The organism is Actimicrobium sp. GrIS 1.19 (assembly GCF_035984655.1).
Lineage (GTDB): Bacteria > Pseudomonadota > Gammaproteobacteria > Burkholderiales > Burkholderiaceae_D > Actimicrobium.
In genome coordinates this window covers 54,214-71,375 of record NZ_JAXCHT010000018.1, presented here as the reverse complement: position 1 = coordinate 71,375, position 17,162 = coordinate 54,214, and the positions used below count along the sequence as shown (strand labels likewise).

Sequence of the window (17,162 nt, the reverse complement as noted above, 5' to 3'; positions counted from 1 at the left end):
ATGTTCGCACCCGCGCAGGCAATGACGTTCGACAATGCGACAGTCGTACTTGAAGAGGGCCTGCGCGCCATCGCGTCGGGCCAGACCAGCATCGATCTGGCCCGGGTCGATGCCATCGATTCGAGCGCTGTGGCGGTCTTGCTGGCCTGGCAACGCGCCGCACGGGCCAACGCCACGTCGCTGGCGTTGATGAATCCTCCCGCCAATCTGGTTGGCCTGAGTGTGTTGTATGGCGTTGCCGATCTGCTGCAGCTGGGCACGGCCGCGGGCGCCCGTTCCGATCTGCCACATCACTGACCGTTGCGGTCGCCACGTTCCCTGTTGTCCCTCCCGGGAAAGAGAATTCCCCTATAATTCAATGCTTTCGCCACGCGATTGGGCGGTTACCAGACCGCTGTTGCAGGCTCACCTCTACGAATTGCGCACCTCGCCGTTATGGCTGCCATCCAGATTACCAATGTTGTAAAGAACTACCACGCGCTGCGCGCCCTTGATGGCGTCTCGCTGACGATCGAGCGCGGCGAATTTTTCGGCTTGCTCGGACCGAATGGCGCTGGCAAGACCACCCTCATCTCGATCATCGCCGGCTTGAACCGCGCAGATTCCGGCACCGTGACAGTCGAAGGGCACGATGTCGTGACCGACTATCGCGCCGCGCGCGCCCGCCTTGGCGTGGTGCCGCAGGAGCTGGTATTTGATCCTTTCTTCACGGTGCGCGAGACCTTGCGCATGCAGTCCGGCTATTTCGGCCTGAAGAACAATGACAAATGGATCGACGAGGTAATGCATCATCTCGACCTGACCAGCAAGGCCGACGCCAACATGCGCGCGCTGTCCGGCGGCATGAAGCGCCGCGTGCTGGTGGCCCAGGCGCTGGTGCACAAGCCGCCGGTCATCGTGCTCGACGAGCCGACTGCCGGGGTTGACGTCGAATTGCGTCAAACCCTCTGGAAATTCATTGCCCGGCTCAATCGCGAAGGCCACACCGTGGTCCTGACCACCCACTATCTTGAAGAAGCGCAGGCACTGTGCAACCGGGTGGCGATGCTCAAGGCCGGCCAGGTCGTCGCGCTCGATTCGACGGCCGCGCTGATCAAGCGCATCTCCGGCTCGCAACTGGTCGTAACGCTGGCCAGCGGCGCCTTGCCCGATCGGCTCATTCCGCTGGTGGCCCATCCCGAACAACTCATCAGCGGCACGCAATACACGCTGCGGGTGACCGACTACACCGATGTCGAGCCCATCCTCGCGTGCCTGCGCGAAAGCGGCGCGGTCATCGACGACATGCAGTTGCAGCAGGCCGATCTGGAAGATGTGTTCCTGCAAATTATGGAAGGTGAAAAATGATCGGCTTCCAGACCCTGTTTTACAAGGAAGTCCTGCGCTTCTGGAAAGTCGCGACGCAAACCCTGACCGCACCGATCGTCACGGCGATGCTGTATCTGCTGATCTTCGGCCATGTGCTGGATGAGCATGTCCAGGTCTATCCGGGCGTGCGTTACACCGCGTTCCTGATTCCCGGGCTGGTGATGATGAGCGTGCTGCAAAACGCCTTTGCCAATTCATCGTCGTCGCTGGTGCAGTCCAAAATTACCGGCAATCTGGTGTTTGTCCTGCTCACACCTTTATCGCATTGGGAAGTGTTCAGTGCCTATGTGCTGGCTGCGGTGGTGCGCGGCATGGCCGTCGGCGCTGGCGTGTTTGTCATCACCGCTTGGTTTGCCAAATTGTCGTTCGTTGCGCCGTGGTGGATTTTGATTTTTGCCGTCGTCGGCGCCACGATGCTGGGCACAATGGGTTTAATCGTCGGCATCTGGGTCGAGAAATTCGACCAGATGGCCGCGTTCCAGAACTTCCTGATCGTGCCTGCTACCTTTCTGTCCGGCGTGTTCTACTCGGTACATTCGCTGCCGCCGATGTGGCAGACCGTCTCGCATTTCAATCCGTTTTTCTACATGATCGATGGCTTTCGCTATGGCTTCTTCGGCCAGTCCGATGTCGATCCGCTGCAGAGTTTTTCAATTGTCGCGGTATTTTCGATCGTGCTCGCCACCGTTGCGATCAAGATGCTCAAGAGCGGCTACAAACTGCGTCAGTAATACCCTGTTTCTGAAAGAGCCCGAACTATGTTGCCGACCCCCGAACTCGTCAAAACCTATATCGCCGCCGGACTCGACTGCAGTCACCTTGAAGTCGAAGGTGACGGCCAGCATTTCAAGGCGGTGATTGTCTCGTCGGCGTTTGCCGGCAAGCGCCTGATCCAGCGTCATCAAATCGTCTACGCGGCGCTGGGTGACCGCATGCGCGAAGAAATCCACGCCCTGTCAATGAAGACACTGACCCCCGAAGAGTTTCAACAATAATGGATAAACTGCTTATCACTGGCGGCAACCGCCTCGCTGGCGAAATCACGATTTCCGGCGCCAAGAATGCGGCACTGCCGATCTTGTGCGCCGGACTGCTGACCGCCGATACGATCGCGCTGAGCAATGTCCCGCAGCTGCAGGATGTCGCGACGATGCTCAAGTTGCTGCGCCAGATGGGACTGCAGACGGAGCAGGAGGGCAGCCGGATGATGCTCAATGGCGCTGCGATCAACAAGCTCGAAGCGCCCTACGATATGGTCAAGACCATGCGCGCATCGATCCTGGTGCTCGGACCATTGCTGGCGCGCTTCGGTGAAGCCAAAGTGTCGCTGCCCGGCGGCTGCGCCATTGGCTCGCGTCCGGTTGACCAGCATATTCGTGGTTTGCAGGCGATGGGCGCCGAGGTGCACATCGAAGCCGGCTACATCCATGCGCGCGCCAAGAAACTCAAGGGTACCCGCGTGGTCACCGACATGATTACCGTCACGGGCACCGAAAACCTGTTGATGGCGGCGACGCTGGCCGACGGCGAGACCGTGCTGGAAAACGCCGCGCGCGAGCCGGAAGTGACGGATCTCGCGCATCTGCTGGTCGCCATGGGTGCGCAAATCGACGGCATCGGCACCGATCGTCTGGTCATTCGCGGCGTGGCGAAGTTGCATGGCGCCGAGCACACGGTGATTGCCGACCGCATCGAGACCGGCACCTTCCTGTGCGCGGTGGCGGCAACGGGCGGCGACGTGATCCTGAAAAACACCCGCAGCGACATCCTTGACGCCGCCTTCGACAAGCTGCGCCAGGCTGGCGTGATCCTGACTTCCGGCCCCGACTGGATTCGGGTCCAGATGGCAGCGCGGCCCAAGGCGGTCAGCTTCCGCACGACCGAATATCCCGGCTTTCCGACCGACATGCAGGCGCAGTTCATGGCACTCAACGCGATTGCCGAAGGCGCCAGCCGCGTCACCGAAACCATCTTCGAGAACCGCTTCATGCATGTGCAGGAAATGAACCGGCTTGGCGCGGCCATCGACATCGAAGGCAATGTCGCGATTGTCAAAGGGGTCGATCATTTTGTTGGCGCGCCGGTGATGGCAACCGATTTGCGCGCCTCGGCGTCGCTAGTGATCGCCGGCCTGGCGGCACGCGGGCAAACCCTGATCGAACGGATTTACCATCTTGATCGCGGCTATGACCGCATGGAAGTCAAGCTGGCCGCGGTCGGCGCCCAGATCGAGCGTGTTAAATGAGCACTTCAAAGCAGCCGCAACAATTGACGCTGGCGCTGTCGAAAGGACGCATCTTCGAAGAAACCATTCCGTTGCTGGAAGCCGCCGGCATCATGGTCACCGAAGATCCGGAAACCTCGCGCAAGCTGATCCTGCCCACCAATGATCCCCATGTGCGCGTGATTATCGTACGCGCCTCGGATGTGCCGACCTACGTGCAATATGGCGCCGCCGATTTTGGCGTGGCCGGCAAGGATGTGCTTCACGAGCACGGCGGCGAGGGCCTGTACCAGCCGATCGACCTGAACATCGCCAACTGCCGCATGTCGGTCGCGGTGCAGGCCGGCTTCAACTACGAGAACGCGGTGCGGCATGGCGCGCGGTTGCGGGTCGCGACCAAGTATGTGCAAACGGCGCGCGAACATTTTGCTGCCAAGGGTGTGCACGTCGATCTGATCAAACTGTATGGTTCGATGGAGCTGGCGCCGCTGGTCGGGTTGTCCGACGCCATCGTCGACATGGTCAGCACCGGCAATACCCTGCGCGCGAACAATTTGGTGGAAGTCGAACACATCATGGAAATTTCGGCGCGACTTGTGGTCAATCAGGCCGCCTTGAAACTCAAGCGCGAGTGGCTGCAACCGATTCTCGACGCATTCGAAAAAGCATCGAGCCCAGCCTGACGCCTTCCAACCACCAACGACGAGCCGCTGAACATGTCCCTATCGCTACGCAATCTTGATTCCACTGCCCCCGATTTTGCCCGGCAACTTGACGCAGTGCTGGCATTCGACGCCGGTGACGACGCTGCCATTGATCGCGCCGCCGCCGACATCCTGGCGCAGGTCAAATTGCATGGCGATGCAGCGGTGCTCGATTACACCCGCCAATTCGACCGTGTCAGCGCCAGCAGCGTCGGCGCGCTGGAAATCCCGGTGGCAGAGATGCAGGCCGCCCTGCGCAATCTGGCGCCGGTGCGCCGCGACGCGCTGCAAAAGGCCGCCGACCGGGTGCGCAGTTTTCACGAGCGCCAGAAAAAGGAATGCGGTTCGGCCGGATTCAGTTACATCGAAGCCGACGGCACGGTGCTGGGCCAGAAGGTCACGCCGCTGGACCGTGTCGGCATTTACGTCCCGGGCGGCAAGGCGGCCTATCCCTCGTCGGTATTAATGAACGCGATCCCGGCGCGGGTCGCCGGCGTGCACGAAATCATCATGGTGGTGCCAACCCCGGATGGCGTGCGCAACGAGCTCGTGCTGGCCGCCGCCGCAATTGCCGGGGTCGATCGTGTGTTCACCATCGGCGGCGCGCAAGCGGTGGGTGCACTCGCTTACGGCACCGCAACCATCAGTCCGGTCGACAAGATCGTCGGCCCTGGCAATGCCTGGGTCGCCGCCGCCAAGCGCCGCGTGTTCGGCATCGTCGGTATCGACATGATCGCCGGACCATCCGAGATCCTCGTGATCTGCGATGGCAGCACCGATCCCGACTGGATCGCGATGGATCTGTTTTCGCAGGCCGAGCACGATGAATTGGCGCAATCGATTCTGCTGTGCCCGGATGCCGCGTATATCCGTGCGGTCGAGGCCAGCATCGACAAGCTGCTGCCGGAGATGCCGCGGCGCGACGTGATCGCCAAGTCGCTGACCGATCGCGGCGCGCTGATCAAGGTGCGCGACATGACCGAAGCCTGCGAAATCGCCAATCACATCGCCGCCGAACACCTCGAGATTTCGGCCGCGGGGTCGTCGCAATGGGCCGAGCAGATTCGCCATGCCGGCGCGATGTTTCTAGGGCGGTTTTCTTCCGAAGCGCTGGGCGATTACTGTGCCGGGCCGAATCACGTCCTGCCGACCTCGCGCACCGCGCGTTTTTCGTCGCCGCTGGGTGTCTACGATTTCCAGAAGCGTTCCTCGATCATCCAGGTCAGCCAGACTGGCGCGGCAACGCTGGGCCGGATCGCCGCCGAGCTGGCCTACGGCGAAGGCTTGCAGGCCCACGCCCGCTCCGCAGAATTCCGCTTCAAATGAGCCGTGGGATCGGGCGTGGCTGAGTGGCGCAACCAGGTCTTCTGCGAGGATGCGCTGACCGGCCTGGCGCGCATTCCCGACGGCGCGATCGACCTGATCATCGCCGACCCGCCGTATGGCCTGGGCAAGGATTACGGCAACGATTCGGACAAGCTGGCCACGGTCGAATACCTGGCGTGGATGCAGCGCTGGATCGATGCCGCGTTGCCAAAGCTCAAGCCCAACGGCAGCCTGTACATTTTCTTGACGTGGCGCTATTCGCCGGAGATCTTCGTGCTGCTCAAGCAGCGCATGACGATGGTCAACGAAATCGTCTGGGATCGCCGGGTGCCGTCGATGGGTGGCAGCGTGCGCAAGTTTTCATCGGTGCATGACACGATCGGCTTCTTCGTCAACGCCAGGGATTATCATTTTGACCTCGACGCCATCCGGATCCCGTATGATGCCGAGACCAAGAAGGCCCGTTCGCGCTCGATCTTTGTCGGTGCCAAATGGCTGGAACTTGGCTATAACCCCAAAGACGTCTGGAGCGTCTCGCGCCTGCATCGCGAACATCGCGAGCGGGCCGACCATCCGACCCAGAAGCCGCTCGAAATCATCGAGCGCATGATCAAGGCGTCCTGCCCACCCGGCGGCATTGTCCTCGATCCATTCATGGGCAGCGGCACCACGGCAGTTGCAGCGATGCGGTGCGGTCGCGAATTTGTCGGATTTGAATTGAATGCCGATTATTGTGCGCTGATCGGACAGCGCCTGAACCTGCCACAGAACAAGAACCTGCTCAGCGCGTCCGACATCGCCTGAGGTTTTAAACCACGCCGTAAAGCCAATACCATGTCTCTGATCGACCACATCATCCGCCCTGACATACGCGCCCTCGCGCCGTATCACGTACAGGACGCCGCCGGCTTCCTGAAACTCGATGCGATGGAAAACCCGTACCAGCTGTCGCCCGAGTTGCGCGCCGAGCTGGGCAGGCGGCTCGCCGAGGTGGCGCTCAATCGCTACCCGGTGCCGACCTATGCCGGCCTCAAGGCCCGCTTGCGCGAAAAAATGGGCGTCCCCGACGGGTTTGACGTGGTGCTCGGCAATGGCTCGGATGAGTTGATTGCGATGGTGTCGGTGGCCTGCGCCAAGCCGGGTGCGAAGGTGCTGGCGCCGGTGCCGGGATTCGTCATGTATGCGTTGTCGGCGCAATTCGCCGGGCTCGAATTCATTGGCGTGCCGCTGCGGGCCGACCTGACGCTGGACCTGCCGGCAATGCTGGCCGCGATTGCGCAGCAGCGCCCGGCGATCATCTATCTGGCGTACCCGAACAATCCGACCGGCACGCTGTTCGATGCCGCCGATATTGTCGCGATCCTGCAAGCGGTCGGCGACAGTGGCGTTGTCATTGTCGACGAGGCGTATCAGCCGTTTGCCCAGGCCACCTTCATGCCACGCCTGGCGGAGTTCGACAATTTGCTGGTCATGCGCACGGTATCCAAGCTGGGGCTGGCCGGTATCCGGCTCGGGTACATGTCCGCCAGCGCCGCCTTGCTGGCCGAATTCGAAAAGGTGCGCCCGCCCTACAACATCAATGTCCTGACCGAAGCCGCCGCGGCATTCGTGCTCGACCACGCCGACATTCTGGAGCAGCAGGCCGCGGCTTTGCGGGCCGAGCGCCTCGACCTGTCCGCCGCGCTGGCGCGCCTGCCGGGGGTCGAGGTGTTTCCCTCGGCCGCGAATTTTTTGCTCATTCGCGTGCGCGCCAACGGCAAAACCGCCAACGCCGTCTTTGCCGAACTGCTGGCGCGCAAAGTGCTGATCAAAAATGTGGGTAAAATGCATGTACTGCTTGAAGATTGCTTGCGCGTCACCGTTAGCACACCCGAAGAAAATGCCGCATTCCTGAGCGCGCTCACCGCCGTTCTTTCATCGTAGTTCGAACCGACCTTGATCATGCCAACCGCACTTCCGAACGCGCGCACCGCCAGCGTCACCCGTGACACCAATGAAACGCAGATTCGCGTGTCCATCAATCTTGATGGCACCGGCCGCCAGAATCTCCATACCGGCGTGCCATTTCTCGATCACATGCTCGACCAGATCGCCCGTCACGGCCTGATTGACCTGGATATCGAAGCCAAGGGCGACCTGCACATCGATGCCCATCACACCGTCGAAGATGTCGGCATCACGCTGGGCCAGGCCTTTGCGCAAGCCATCGGCGACAAGAAGGGCATCCGCCGTTACGGCCATGCCTACGTGCCGCTGGACGAGGCGCTGTCGCGTGTTGTCGTCGATTTCTCCGGACGTCCCGGGCTCGAATTCCATGTGCCGTTCAAGCGCTCGATGATCGGCTCGTTCGATGTCGACCTGACCCATGAGTTTTTCCAGGGCTTCGTCAATCATGCGCTGGTCTCGCTGCACATTGACAACCTGCGCGGCGAAAACGCCCACCATCAATGCGAAACCGTGTTCAAGGCATTTGGCCGCGCATTGCGGATGGCGGCCGAACTTGATCCGCGCGGCGCGGGCATGATCCCGTCGACCAAAGGCAGTCTCTAAACCCTATTCAGCCATGAACAACATCGTAGTAGTCGATTACGGCATGGGCAATCTGCGCTCGGTGGCGCAGGCCCTGCGCCATGTCGCGCCGGAAGCCAATGTGCAGATTTCCAGCCACGCAGAAGATATCCAGGCGGCCGATCGGGTGGTCTTGCCGGGGCAGGGTGCGATGCCCGATTGCATGCGCAGCCTGCGCGAGTCCGGCTTGCAACAGGCGGTCGTCGAGGCCGCGCGCAGCAAACCGTTGCTCGGCGTCTGCATTGGCGAGCAATTGCTGTTCGACTGGAGCGAAGAGGGCGCGACGACCGGCCTCGGTTTATTGCCCGGGAAGGTCATCAAGTTCCAACTCGATGGACAATTGCAGGAAGACGGTTCACGCTTCAAGGTGCCACAGATGGGTTGGAACCGTGTGCAGCAAGCACTGTCCCATCCGCTGTGGCAGGGCATCGACGACCAAAGCTACTTTTATTTTGTGCACAGCTACTACGCGCAGCCCGACCAGGCGGCACACGTGGCTGGCATCAGCGTGTATGGCGCGCCGTTTGCCTGCGCCGTTGCGCGCGATAATATTTTTGCCACGCAGTTCCATCCGGAAAAAAGTGCCGCGGCCGGACTGCAGTTGTATCGCAACTTCGTGCACTGGACTCCTTGAGCACATTCGATGCCGAGCGTTTTCATTCACTCATCTCATTCACCTAACCAGACTAGCCACCAGCCATGTTGCTCATCCCTGCAATCGATCTCAAAGACGGTCACTGTGTTCGCCTGAAACAAGGTGACATGGAACAAGCCACGGTGTTTTCTGAAGATCCGGGCGCAATGGCGCGACACTGGCTCGAACAGGGCGCGCGCCGCTTGCATCTGGTCGACCTGAACGGCGCATTTGCCGGCAAGCCGAAGAATGAAGCCGCCGTCAAGGCGATCATCCGTGCGGTGCGGGATTTTGCATTGGCCAATGGCCTGGACGAAATTCCGGTCCAGCTCGGCGGCGGCATTCGTGATCTCGACACCATCGAACGCTACCTCGACGACGGCCTGTCGTACATCATCATCGGCACTGCGGCGGTCAAGAGCCCGGGTTTCCTGCACGATGCCTGCAGCGCTTTTCCGGGCCAGATCATCGTTGGCCTGGATGCCCGCGACGGCAAGGTCGCCACCGACGGCTGGAGCAAACTGACCGGCCATGAAGTCATCGACCTGGCGCGCAAGTTCGAAGATTACGGCTGCGAGGCGATCGTCTATACCGATATCGGCCGCGACGGCATGATGGGCGGCATCAACATGGAAGCCACCGTCAAGCTGGCGCAGAGCATGACCATTCCGGTGATCGCGTCGGGCGGCGTGCACAGTGTCAAGGATGTCGAAGACCTGTGCGCAGTGCAATTCGAAGGCATCGAAGGCGTGATCTGCGGTCGCTCGATCTATGAAGGCACGCTGGATTTGCGTTCCGCGCAGGAACGCGCCGATGTGCTCACCGCCGAGCTCGCGCAACCGTTCATCGACGCGCCATGACGCTGGCAAAACGCATCATCCCCTGCCTCGACGTAACTGCCGGTCGGGTGGTCAAGGGCGTCAACTTTCTGGAATTGCGCGATGCCGGCGATCCGGTCGAGATCGCGCAGCGCTATGACGGCCAGGGCGCCGATGAAATTACCTTCCTCGACATCACGGCGACCTCCGACGAGCGCGACCTGATCCTGCACATCATCGAGGCGGTCGCCTCCAGGGTGTTCATTCCGCTGACCGTCGGCGGCGGTGTGCGCGCAGTGGACGACGTGCGACGCCTTCTCAATGCCGGCGCCGACAAGGTCAGTATCAATTCCGCTGCAATCAGCAATCCGCAACTGGTGGCCGATGCGGCGCGCAAGCACGGCTCGCAGTGTATCGTGGTGGCGATCGACGCCAAGCGCACCGGCGATCAGCAATGGGAAGTGTTCACCCACGGTGGGCGTAAGGCAACGGGTCTCGATGTGATCGACTGGGCCAGGACGATGGCGACCCTGGGTGCCGGCGAGCTGCTGCTGACCAGCATGGATCGCGATGGCACCAAGAGCGGCTTCGACCTTGCCCTGACCGCCGCTGTATCCGATGCTGTAAACATTCCCGTGATTGCCTCGGGCGGTGTGGGCGGTTTGCAGGATCTGGCCGATGGCATCACGATTGGCAAGGCGGATGCGGTCCTCGCCGCCAGCATTTTTCATTATGGGCAGCATACGATCACGGAAGCGAAACAATTCATGGCGGCACAACAGATTGCGGTGAGATTGTCATGAGCATCAAGTCGATGTGGCTGAACAAGATTAAGTGGGACGAGAACGGCCTGGTTCCCGTGATCGCGCAGGAGGCCGGTTCGAACGACGTGCTGATGTTTGCGTGGATGAATCGCGAGGCCCTGGCGCGTACTGTCGATTCCGGACAGGCGGTCTACTGGAGCCGGTCGCGCAAGAAATTGTGGCACAAGGGCGAAGAGTCGGGCAACTTCCAGACCGTGCGTGAAATCCGGCTCGATTGTGACGAAGACGTGGTGCTCCTGAAGGTGGAGCAGGTCGGCAATATCGCCTGCCACACCGGACGGCATTCCTGCTTCTTCCAGAAATTCGACGGCGCCACCGGCGACGGCGAATGGATCAGCGTCGATCCGGTACTGGTCGATCCCGAGACACTTTATAAATGACATCATGAGCACAACTCTCGCCCGTCTGGCCGCCGTGATCGAAAGCCGCAAGCCGGCCAACGGCGGCGACCCGGCCAGTTCGTATGTCGCGCGCCTGTTCTCGAAGGGCGATGACGCGATCCTCAAGAAAATCGGCGAGGAAGCGACCGAAACCGTGATGGCGGCCAAGGATGCGCGCGTCAGCGGTGATGCCAACAAGGTGCTGTACGAGTGCGCCGACCTGTGGTTTCACTCGCTGATCATGCTGTCCCAGTTCAATCTGACGCCGCAACAGGTGCTGGACGAACTGGCGCGCCGCGAAGGGCTGTCAGGGCTCGACGAAAAAGCCAGCCGCGCGGCCTCGCCCGATGCCGGAAGTATCGGGTAATCTCCGTTACGCCAGATCGTTTTGTTTGCCTACCGCGGTATTCACCCCCATCAGCCAGGATCACCATGACAGACTGCCTTTTCTGCAAGATCGCCTCCGGGAAAATCCCCTCGAAAGTGATTTTCGAGGACGATGACGTGCTGGTGTTCAACGACATCAATCCGGCTGCGCCGGTCCATTTTCTGATCGTGCCGAAGCGTCACATTGCGACATTGGCCGATTGCACCGAAGAGCACGCAGCGTTGCTCGGCAAGATGATGCTGCTGGCGCCGAAACTGGCTGCCGAGCAGGGATGCGGCTATGTAGCGAATGCCGAAAACGGTGGCAGCGGTGGCTTCAAGACGCTGTTCAACACCGGTCCGGATGGTGGTCAAGAGGTGTATCATTTGCATCTCCATGTCATCGGCGGTCCGCTCCCGTGGCGCGGGCAGCGTCGAGCATAGGGCGTTGGAACAAGGCGCCGCCAGCCGCAGTATCATCGGCGCCGCACGGGTTCGACGTCACACCAATTGTTTGCCGGACCATCGTGTCCGGCTAGGAGAAATAAAATGGGTTCATTTAGCATTTGGCACTGGTTGATCGTGCTGGTGATCGTCATGCTGGTTTTCGGAACAAAGAAAATCGGCAACATGGGCGCGGATCTCGGAAAAGCCGTCAAGGGATTCAAGGATGGCGTCAAAGGCGATGAGGATGCGGCAAAATCGCCAGCCCCGTCGGCGCAAGTTGCCGATAAGAGCACCATCGACGTCGACGTGAAAGAGAAGACAAAGAGCTGATCTGGCCGGGCAGTGCCGTTTTGTTTGCAGGCATGCCGACCACTCTGCTTTGCGTTCCCCCATGATTGATCTCGGTCTTTCCAAGCTTGCCTTGATTGGCGTCGTTGCCCTGGTCGTCATCGGCCCTGAGAAGCTGCCGCGTGTCGCCCGCATGGCGGGTACCCTGTATGGACGCGCGCAACGCTACATCAATCAGGTCAAGTCCGAGGTCGGGCGCGAAATGGAACTCGACGCGCTGCGCAAAATGCAAAAAGACATGCAGGATGCTGCCAGCGATATCGGGAAAGACCTTTCCGAGTGCGTGGGTGAGGCGCAAAGTGCCATATATGGCGCGCTGTCAAGCGCGCAGCACGACTACAACGGCAGTGACGACAATCCGTTGCTCAACACGCCAACGCCGGACCAGTTGGCCATCAAGCAAAAAAATTTCCGCAAGAAGAAGCTGGCGCGCATGTCCGCCGTGCCGGTCTGGTTCAAGCACCAGAGCGGTCGCAAGACGCGCGTTATTTCGGGCGCCGCACGGGTGTCCCGGTTTCGACCAACGGGCTCTCCCGGCGCGGGTTCGTTCCATTGAGGCGCGGCTTGTTCAGCGTTGAGCGGCCAATCCTGCAATCCCTTGTCGCCGATGCATTCGGCACCAATCCATGAACCCAGAAGCAAGCACCGAAAGCCCGCAGGAGACGTTCATCAGTCACCTGATCGAACTGCGCAACCGCATCATGAAAGCATCGATCGCGGTCATCATTGTATTTCTGTGCCTGATGCCCTGGGCCGGGCAGATTTACGATTTGCTGGCCTATCCGATGATGGTGGCGCTGCCGGCCGGCAGCAAGATGATCGCCACCGGTGTGATCACGCCGTTCCTGATTCCGATGAAAGTGACGCTGCTGCTGGCATTCATGATCACGCTGCCCTGGGTGCTGTATCAGCTCTGGGCCTTCATCGCACCGGGACTCTACGCGCATGAGAAAAAGCTGATTGCACCGCTGGTGGTGTCGTCGTCGGTGTTGTTCGTGACCGGCGTCGCATTTTGCTATTTTCTGGTGTTTGGCGTGGTGTTTCGATTCGTGAACAACTTCGCGCCCAAATCCATTTCCGTGGCGCCGGACATCGATGCCTACTTCAGTTTTGTGATGACCATGTTCATTGCCTTCGGGCTCACATTCGAAGTCCCGATCGTCGTTGTGGTGCTGGTGCGGATGGGCTTGGTGACGGTCGAGAAGTTGCGGCAGATCCGTCCGTATGTCATCGTTGGCGCGTTTGTGCTGGCCGCGGTGGTGACGCCACCGGACATCATGAGCCAACTGCTGCTGGCAGTGCCGCTGTGCTTGCTGTACGAGGTTGGTTTGCTGGTGGCGCCGCTGTTTGTGCGCATGACGCAGGCGCCCACCGAAGAGCCGGATTTGCATTGACGGCCTCTGCCTGGTGGCCCAGGCAGGTGATGGTTCGTTACGCCAGCCGCAACCAGGCGACCAGCGGATAGACATCCCCGAATGCCGACGCCAATTCATGGCCGAGAGTGTGTGCCGGCGTGTCCTGCAGGCTCGATTCGGTGAAGGCAACAAAACTCTTGAGTTTCAGATATTCCGTATGCGGCGTATCGACCACAAACCCCTTCGGCGGACGCGCCAGTTTGTTTTCGTCGCTCAGGGCGCCGAACCGCGCCACCAATTTGCGATTTTTCAACAACTTCCCGAAACCGCTGGCGTCATCGATCACTTGCTGGCGAATCGCCCGCAGCCGTTCCGGCGGCGGCATGTATTCCCCACCAGCGACCAGTACGGTTCCGCGCGCATCGATATGAAAATAATAGTGCGGTCCGCCGCCCTGGCTGGGCCGTTTCAGGTTGGTCGCCGTGATGGCGGCCGAGAACTGGGTCTTGTACGGGCTCTTGTCCTTGGAGAAGCGCATGTCGCGATTGATCCTGAACAGCGCTTTCCTCGGGTTGCAGCCCGCTACCAGCGGATCGAAGCGCGCGATGTCTGCGATTAATTCCGTCACCAGTTCCAGAAACTCGGCGCGCAAGATGTCGTAGCGCGGTTTGTTCATCACGAACCAGGCGCGGTTATTGTTTTCTTCCAGTTCACCGAGGAACTGGATCAGATCGCGAAGATGCATGGGATGTTATTCCGCTTCCTGGCGTTGGGGCTTCGGCCGCTTTCCGACCATCACATCCAGCGTCGACTCGGTGGACTTTCTCATGATCGTCATCTTGCTGCGCTTGCCTGGGACCAGTTGCGCGATCAGATTCAGCATCTCGGTAGTGTCAGTCACCGGCTTGTCTTCGACCGCAACCAGGATGTCACCGGGCCGTAGCCCTGCGCGGTCGGCCGGGCCGCCTTTCTGAACGCCTGCGATGATGGCGCCAGATTTGCGGCTCAGCCCGAAACTCTCGGCCAGCTCAGGCGTGATGTCCTGCGGCTCGACGCCGATCCAGCCGCGCACTACCGAGCCACTGCCGATGATCGAGTCCATCACGGTCTTGATGGTGCTGACGGGAATCGCAAAGCCGATGCCGAGTGAGCCGCCGGTACGGGAGTAAATCGCCGTATTAATGCCGAGCAGATTGCCGTTGACATCGATCAGCGCGCCGCCGGAATTGCCGGGATTAATCGCCGCATCGGTTTGAATGAAATTTTCGAACGTATTGATATTGAGGTGATTGCGGCCCAGCGCCGAGATGATTCCCATGGTCACGGTCTGGCCCACGCCAAATGGATTGCCGATTGCCAGCACAACGTCGCCAACGCGTGCCTGCGCGATATCAGCGAGCTTAATAGCCGGCAAATCCGCCACCGCGACCTTGATGACCGCCAGATCGGTTTCGGGATCTGCGCCGACTACCTTGGCGGCAGCTTTGCGGCCATCGGCAAAGGCCACTTCAATTTCGTCGGCTGCTTCGACAACGTGGTTGTTGGTCAGGATATAGCCGGCCGAGCTGACCACGACCCCGGAGCCCAGGCTGAACTGTTTCTCGTCAGGGTCAGCCCGGTCGCCGAAAAATCGCCGGAAGACTGGATCATCGAGGAGCGGGTTGCGCGCCTGTTGCGATGCCTTGGTCGTATAAATGTTCACGACGGACGGCATTGCGCGACCGGCGGCGTCGCGAAATGAATTGCTGCCGGACGGCGTCGGCGCCGAGGTCGCCATGGTTGTTCCGGCCGGCGCCGCTTGCGGGCTGTGCGCTCTGCGGCCGAGCCAATCAGGCTGCAATGTGATCACGATGAACCAAAGCGCCAACCCGACTGTTGCAGTTTGGGCAAATAATAGCCAGAGACGTCGCATATGTTGATTCAGGAAAAAGAAGGAAACTGCTAGATGGTGGCAGACAACGCCGTTTTCCAGCGTCCTGTCTGCCAGCTTGACGAAAAAATTTACTTGCGCAGGGTATCGCGAATTTCGCGCAGCAACAGCACTTCTTCTGTCGGCGCCGCGGGTGGGGCGGGCACCGCCGGCTCGGTGCGCCTGGCGCGATTAATCAATCGAACCATTTGAAAAATAATGAAAGCCAAAATGAGAAAGTTGAGGAATATCGTCAAAAAATTTCCGTAGGCGAAAACGGCGCCGGCTTTTTTGGCCTCAATCAGTGAGAGTTGCATTCCCTGCCCCTTGAGGGGCAAATAGTAATTTGCGAAATCGAGGCCGCCAAAAATGGTACTGACGATTGGCATGATCAAATCTTGCACCACCGAGTCGACAATTTTTCCGAATGCGCCGCCAATAATTACGCCAACGGCCAGATCCATTACATTGCCCTTGATGGCAAAGGTCTTGAATTCAGTGATCATTCCCAATTTATTCCCCTTTTTTGTCAGTGTTTGAGGATTGTACCGTTTTGACATCCTCCCCCACCACAGCCTGACGGCTGGCGCTTACGCGCAGAGGACGGGGATTCCTACTGCGCATACAAAACCTCTTGCACGTCGCTTCGGTGGGTTCCTGCTGCTGACGGCCTGACTGCTCCGTTCACCTCACAGGCGATCTGGGCCGTGTCCGGCCCTTCTTCAGTACTCGGTTGAGACAGTTGCGCCAGGGCGCGATCGAGTACGTTGATCGCGCCGACGACATCGGCGTTGTTCTCGTACCAGCAAATGGTACACAGAAACGCCGACTGGGTCTTTCGGTTGGCTTTGTCGACATGCCCGCAGCACGGGCAAGTCTGACTGGTGTGGTGGGCGGGCACCTGCATGAAAAACCCGCCATTCCAGTTGAGCTTGTACGCGAGCTGACGGCGAAATTCGCCCCAGCCCTGATCGAGGATCGACCGATTCAATCCTGCCTTGGCACGCACGTTCTTGCCCGAGGTTGCAACAGTCCCCTGCGCCGACCTTGTCATGTTCACGACCTCTAAATCTTCGACAGCGACCAACGCGTGGTTGTTGCTGATAGTCGTTGTCGTCTTGTGCAGGAAGTCATTTCTCGCATTGGCGATGTCACGGTGAATTGCCGTGACTTTGGCCTTGGCTTTTCTCCAGTTGCTGCTGAATTTCACTTTTCTGCTCATGCAGCGCTGGTATTTCGCCAGGCGCTGTTGGTGCTTCTTGAAACTGTTCAATGGTGCGATGAATGCGCCATCTGACAGGGTGGCGAAACGCACAATGCCGAGGTCAATGCCTATGGCATCAGTTGCCACCGGCACCGGCTCTATGACCTCATACTGCGTCTGTACCGACACAAACCATTCGCTGGCTGCCGCGCTGACGGTGGCGTTGCGCGGCGTGCCGAGCAGCGTCCTGCCGTTGCGGTAGCGGATCCAGCCAAGCTTGGGCAGGAAGATTCGTCCGTTGCCCTGATCGACCTTGAACTGCTTTGCGTCCGGGTAACGGAAGCTGTCACCCCGACCCTTCTTCTTAAATGTCGGGAAGTCGGCCCGACCGGCGAAGAAGTTCTGGTACGCACGATCGAGGTCTTTGAGCGCCTGCTGTTGTGTATGCACCGGCGCGTCCGACAACCATACCGTCGCCGGCGCTGCGCGCCAGCCGGTCAGGTGTTTGCACATCGCCGCATAGCTGATGTACTTGCCGCCAGCGGCGTAGTTCGCCTGCTGCAGGTTCAATGCCAAATTCCACACCTTGCGCCCACAGCCGGCGAAGCGGCGCATCAAACGCGTGTTTGCACCGTTGGTACGCAGTCGGTATTTGTATGCACGTTGAATTAGCATACTTGAACATTA

General features: G+C 59.9%; 23 protein-coding genes. 19 read left to right on the top strand and 4 right to left on the bottom strand.

All coding sequences use genetic code 11. The features are described 5' to 3' along the window. From RCH09_RS13500 to tatC, 19 genes are all read left to right on the top strand, one after another. Entirely contained in the window at positions 1 to 297 is a 297-nt protein-coding gene (locus tag RCH09_RS13500) for an STAS domain-containing protein (RefSeq protein WP_326941629.1), read from the top strand. A 138-nt stretch (positions 298 to 435) separates the two neighbouring features. Further along, on the top strand, positions 436 to 1,347 hold the full coding sequence (locus RCH09_RS13495; protein WP_326941628.1) for an ABC transporter ATP-binding protein: 912 nt from the start codon (positions 436 to 438) through the stop codon (positions 1,345 to 1,347). Next, a complete protein-coding gene (locus RCH09_RS13490; RefSeq protein WP_326941627.1) occupies positions 1,344 to 2,099 on the top strand; it encodes an ABC transporter permease in 756 nt (251 codons plus the stop codon). Before RCH09_RS13495 ends, RCH09_RS13490 begins: the two co-directional genes overlap by 4 nt. Before the next feature lie 27 nt (positions 2,100 to 2,126). Then, on the top strand, positions 2,127 to 2,363 hold the full coding sequence (locus RCH09_RS13485; RefSeq protein ID WP_326941626.1) for a BolA family protein: 237 nt from the start codon (positions 2,127 to 2,129) through the stop codon (positions 2,361 to 2,363). Then, positions 2,363 to 3,613 carry a UDP-N-acetylglucosamine 1-carboxyvinyltransferase gene (murA, locus tag RCH09_RS13480; protein ID WP_326941625.1) on the top strand — a complete coding sequence of 417 codons (1,251 nt, stop codon included), beginning with the start codon at positions 2,363 to 2,365 and terminating at the stop codon, positions 3,611 to 3,613. Before RCH09_RS13485 ends, murA begins: the two co-directional genes overlap by 1 nt. Then, positions 3,610 to 4,275 carry an ATP phosphoribosyltransferase gene (gene hisG, locus RCH09_RS13475; RefSeq protein WP_326941624.1) on the top strand — a complete coding sequence of 222 codons (666 nt, stop codon included), beginning with the start codon at positions 3,610 to 3,612 and terminating at the stop codon, positions 4,273 to 4,275. The genes murA and hisG overlap by 4 nt, the downstream gene beginning before the upstream one ends. 33 nt (positions 4,276 to 4,308) lie before the next feature. Beyond that, a complete protein-coding gene (gene hisD / locus RCH09_RS13470) occupies positions 4,309 to 5,622 on the top strand; it encodes a histidinol dehydrogenase (protein ID WP_326941623.1) in 1,314 nt (437 codons plus the stop codon). A gap of 15 nt (positions 5,623 to 5,637) precedes the next feature. Beyond that, positions 5,638 to 6,426, top strand: coding sequence for a DNA-methyltransferase (locus RCH09_RS13465; RefSeq protein ID WP_326941622.1), 789 nt, complete (start codon positions 5,638 to 5,640; stop codon positions 6,424 to 6,426). Positions 6,427 to 6,456: 30 nt separating this feature from the next. Then, on the top strand, positions 6,457 to 7,545 hold the full coding sequence (gene hisC / locus RCH09_RS13460; RefSeq protein WP_326941621.1) for a histidinol-phosphate transaminase: 1,089 nt from the start codon (positions 6,457 to 6,459) through the stop codon (positions 7,543 to 7,545). A gap of 18 nt (positions 7,546 to 7,563) precedes the next feature. Further along, complete coding sequence (gene hisB / locus RCH09_RS13455) at positions 7,564 to 8,172, top strand: imidazoleglycerol-phosphate dehydratase HisB (protein ID WP_326941620.1); 609 nt, start codon at positions 7,564 to 7,566, stop codon at positions 8,170 to 8,172. 13 nt (positions 8,173 to 8,185) lie between these two features. Beyond that, positions 8,186 to 8,824, top strand: a complete 639-nt coding sequence (hisH, locus tag RCH09_RS13450; RefSeq protein WP_326941619.1) for an imidazole glycerol phosphate synthase subunit HisH — start codon at positions 8,186 to 8,188, stop codon at positions 8,822 to 8,824. 65 nt (positions 8,825 to 8,889) lie between these two features. After that, positions 8,890 to 9,684 carry a 1-(5-phosphoribosyl)-5-[(5-phosphoribosylamino)methylideneamino]imidazole-4-carboxamide isomerase gene (hisA, locus tag RCH09_RS13445; RefSeq protein WP_326941618.1) on the top strand — a complete coding sequence of 265 codons (795 nt, stop codon included), beginning with the start codon at positions 8,890 to 8,892 and terminating at the stop codon, positions 9,682 to 9,684. Next, positions 9,681 to 10,445: an imidazole glycerol phosphate synthase subunit HisF gene (hisF, locus tag RCH09_RS13440; RefSeq protein WP_326941617.1), complete on the top strand. Its 765-nt coding sequence runs from the start codon at positions 9,681 to 9,683 to the stop codon at positions 10,443 to 10,445. Before hisA ends, hisF begins: the two co-directional genes overlap by 4 nt. Beyond that, positions 10,442 to 10,846: a phosphoribosyl-AMP cyclohydrolase gene (hisI, locus tag RCH09_RS13435; protein WP_326941616.1), complete on the top strand. Its 405-nt coding sequence runs from the start codon at positions 10,442 to 10,444 to the stop codon at positions 10,844 to 10,846. The genes hisF and hisI overlap by 4 nt, the downstream gene beginning before the upstream one ends. A gap of 4 nt (positions 10,847 to 10,850) precedes the next feature. Beyond that, a complete protein-coding gene (locus tag RCH09_RS13430; RefSeq protein ID WP_326941615.1) occupies positions 10,851 to 11,213 on the top strand; it encodes a phosphoribosyl-ATP diphosphatase in 363 nt (120 codons plus the stop codon). Positions 11,214 to 11,278: 65 nt separating this feature from the next. Beyond that, positions 11,279 to 11,656 (top strand): histidine triad nucleotide-binding protein, encoded by a 378-nt coding sequence (locus RCH09_RS13425; RefSeq protein ID WP_326941614.1) that lies wholly within the window; start codon positions 11,279 to 11,281, stop codon positions 11,654 to 11,656. Between the two features lie 105 nt (positions 11,657 to 11,761). After that, the gene (gene tatA / locus RCH09_RS13420; RefSeq protein WP_326941613.1) at positions 11,762 to 11,989 is read left to right on the top strand and encodes a Sec-independent protein translocase subunit TatA; all 228 of its coding nucleotides are present in this window, start codon (positions 11,762 to 11,764) and stop codon (positions 11,987 to 11,989) included. A gap of 61 nt (positions 11,990 to 12,050) precedes the next feature. Continuing rightward, complete coding sequence (gene tatB / locus RCH09_RS13415) at positions 12,051 to 12,563, top strand: Sec-independent protein translocase protein TatB (protein WP_326941611.1); 513 nt, start codon at positions 12,051 to 12,053, stop codon at positions 12,561 to 12,563. 70 nt (positions 12,564 to 12,633) lie between these two features. Then, positions 12,634 to 13,401, top strand: a complete 768-nt coding sequence (tatC, locus tag RCH09_RS13410) for a twin-arginine translocase subunit TatC (RefSeq protein ID WP_326941610.1) — start codon at positions 12,634 to 12,636, stop codon at positions 13,399 to 13,401. A gap of 37 nt (positions 13,402 to 13,438) precedes the next feature. On the opposite strand, the gene RCH09_RS13405 is transcribed toward tatC, so the two are convergent. The 4 genes from RCH09_RS13405 to RCH09_RS13390 all read right to left on the bottom strand — a co-directional run bounded on the left by RCH09_RS13405 (position 13,439) and on the right by RCH09_RS13390 (position 17,090). Continuing rightward, positions 13,439 to 14,107: a DUF2461 domain-containing protein gene (locus RCH09_RS13405; RefSeq protein WP_326941609.1), complete on the bottom strand. Its 669-nt coding sequence runs from the start codon at positions 14,105 to 14,107 to the stop codon at positions 13,439 to 13,441. Positions 14,108 to 14,113: 6 nt separating this feature from the next. Next, on the bottom strand, positions 14,114 to 15,274 hold the full coding sequence (locus tag RCH09_RS13400; protein ID WP_326941608.1) for a Do family serine endopeptidase: 1,161 nt from the start codon (positions 15,272 to 15,274) through the stop codon (positions 14,114 to 14,116). Positions 15,275 to 15,363: 89 nt separating this feature from the next. Further along, positions 15,364 to 15,777: a large conductance mechanosensitive channel protein MscL gene (gene mscL, locus RCH09_RS13395; protein ID WP_442785038.1), complete on the bottom strand. Its 414-nt coding sequence runs from the start codon at positions 15,775 to 15,777 to the stop codon at positions 15,364 to 15,366. A gap of 107 nt (positions 15,778 to 15,884) precedes the next feature. Next, positions 15,885 to 17,090, bottom strand: coding sequence for an RNA-guided endonuclease InsQ/TnpB family protein (locus RCH09_RS13390; protein WP_442785037.1), 1,206 nt, complete (start codon positions 17,088 to 17,090; stop codon positions 15,885 to 15,887). Positions 17,091 to 17,162 lie beyond the last annotated feature (72 nt).

What these genes read in the sequence shown, in the direction of transcription:
- RCH09_RS13500 (WP_326941629.1), top strand. Translation starts at nt 1, where the DNA reads ATGTTCGCACCCGCGCAGGCAATGACGTTCGACAATGCGACAGTCGTA.
- RCH09_RS13495 (WP_326941628.1), top strand. Translation starts at nt 436, where the DNA reads ATGGCTGCCATCCAGATTACCAATGTTGTAAAGAACTACCACGCGCTG.
- RCH09_RS13490 (WP_326941627.1), top strand. Translation starts at nt 1,344, where the DNA reads ATGATCGGCTTCCAGACCCTGTTTTACAAGGAAGTCCTGCGCTTCTGG.
- RCH09_RS13485 (WP_326941626.1), top strand. Translation starts at nt 2,127, where the DNA reads ATGTTGCCGACCCCCGAACTCGTCAAAACCTATATCGCCGCCGGACTC.
- murA (WP_326941625.1), top strand. Translation starts at nt 2,363, where the DNA reads ATGGATAAACTGCTTATCACTGGCGGCAACCGCCTCGCTGGCGAAATC.
- hisG (WP_326941624.1), top strand. Translation starts at nt 3,610, where the DNA reads ATGAGCACTTCAAAGCAGCCGCAACAATTGACGCTGGCGCTGTCGAAA.
- hisD (WP_326941623.1), top strand. Translation starts at nt 4,309, where the DNA reads ATGTCCCTATCGCTACGCAATCTTGATTCCACTGCCCCCGATTTTGCC.
- hisC (WP_326941621.1), top strand. Translation starts at nt 6,457, where the DNA reads ATGTCTCTGATCGACCACATCATCCGCCCTGACATACGCGCCCTCGCG.
- hisB (WP_326941620.1), top strand. Translation starts at nt 7,564, where the DNA reads ATGCCAACCGCACTTCCGAACGCGCGCACCGCCAGCGTCACCCGTGAC.
- hisH (WP_326941619.1), top strand. Translation starts at nt 8,186, where the DNA reads ATGAACAACATCGTAGTAGTCGATTACGGCATGGGCAATCTGCGCTCG.
- hisA (WP_326941618.1), top strand. Translation starts at nt 8,890, where the DNA reads ATGTTGCTCATCCCTGCAATCGATCTCAAAGACGGTCACTGTGTTCGC.
- hisF (WP_326941617.1), top strand. Translation starts at nt 9,681, where the DNA reads ATGACGCTGGCAAAACGCATCATCCCCTGCCTCGACGTAACTGCCGGT.
- hisI (WP_326941616.1), top strand. Translation starts at nt 10,442, where the DNA reads ATGAGCATCAAGTCGATGTGGCTGAACAAGATTAAGTGGGACGAGAAC.
- RCH09_RS13430 (WP_326941615.1), top strand. Translation starts at nt 10,851, where the DNA reads ATGAGCACAACTCTCGCCCGTCTGGCCGCCGTGATCGAAAGCCGCAAG.
- RCH09_RS13425 (WP_326941614.1), top strand. Translation starts at nt 11,279, where the DNA reads ATGACAGACTGCCTTTTCTGCAAGATCGCCTCCGGGAAAATCCCCTCG.
- tatA (WP_326941613.1), top strand. Translation starts at nt 11,762, where the DNA reads ATGGGTTCATTTAGCATTTGGCACTGGTTGATCGTGCTGGTGATCGTC.
- tatB (WP_326941611.1), top strand. Translation starts at nt 12,051, where the DNA reads ATGATTGATCTCGGTCTTTCCAAGCTTGCCTTGATTGGCGTCGTTGCC.
- tatC (WP_326941610.1), top strand. Translation starts at nt 12,634, where the DNA reads ATGAACCCAGAAGCAAGCACCGAAAGCCCGCAGGAGACGTTCATCAGT.
- RCH09_RS13405 (WP_326941609.1), bottom strand. Translation starts at nt 14,107, where the DNA reads ATGCATCTTCGCGATCTGATCCAGTTCCTCGGTGAACTGGAAGAAAAC.
- RCH09_RS13400 (WP_326941608.1), bottom strand. Translation starts at nt 15,274, where the DNA reads ATGCGACGTCTCTGGCTATTATTTGCCCAAACTGCAACAGTCGGGTTG.
- mscL (WP_442785038.1), bottom strand. Translation starts at nt 15,777, where the DNA reads ATGATCACTGAATTCAAGACCTTTGCCATCAAGGGCAATGTAATGGAT.
- RCH09_RS13390 (WP_442785037.1), bottom strand. Translation starts at nt 17,090, where the DNA reads ATGCGCCGCTTCGCCGGCTGTGGGCGCAAGGTGTGGAATTTGGCATTG.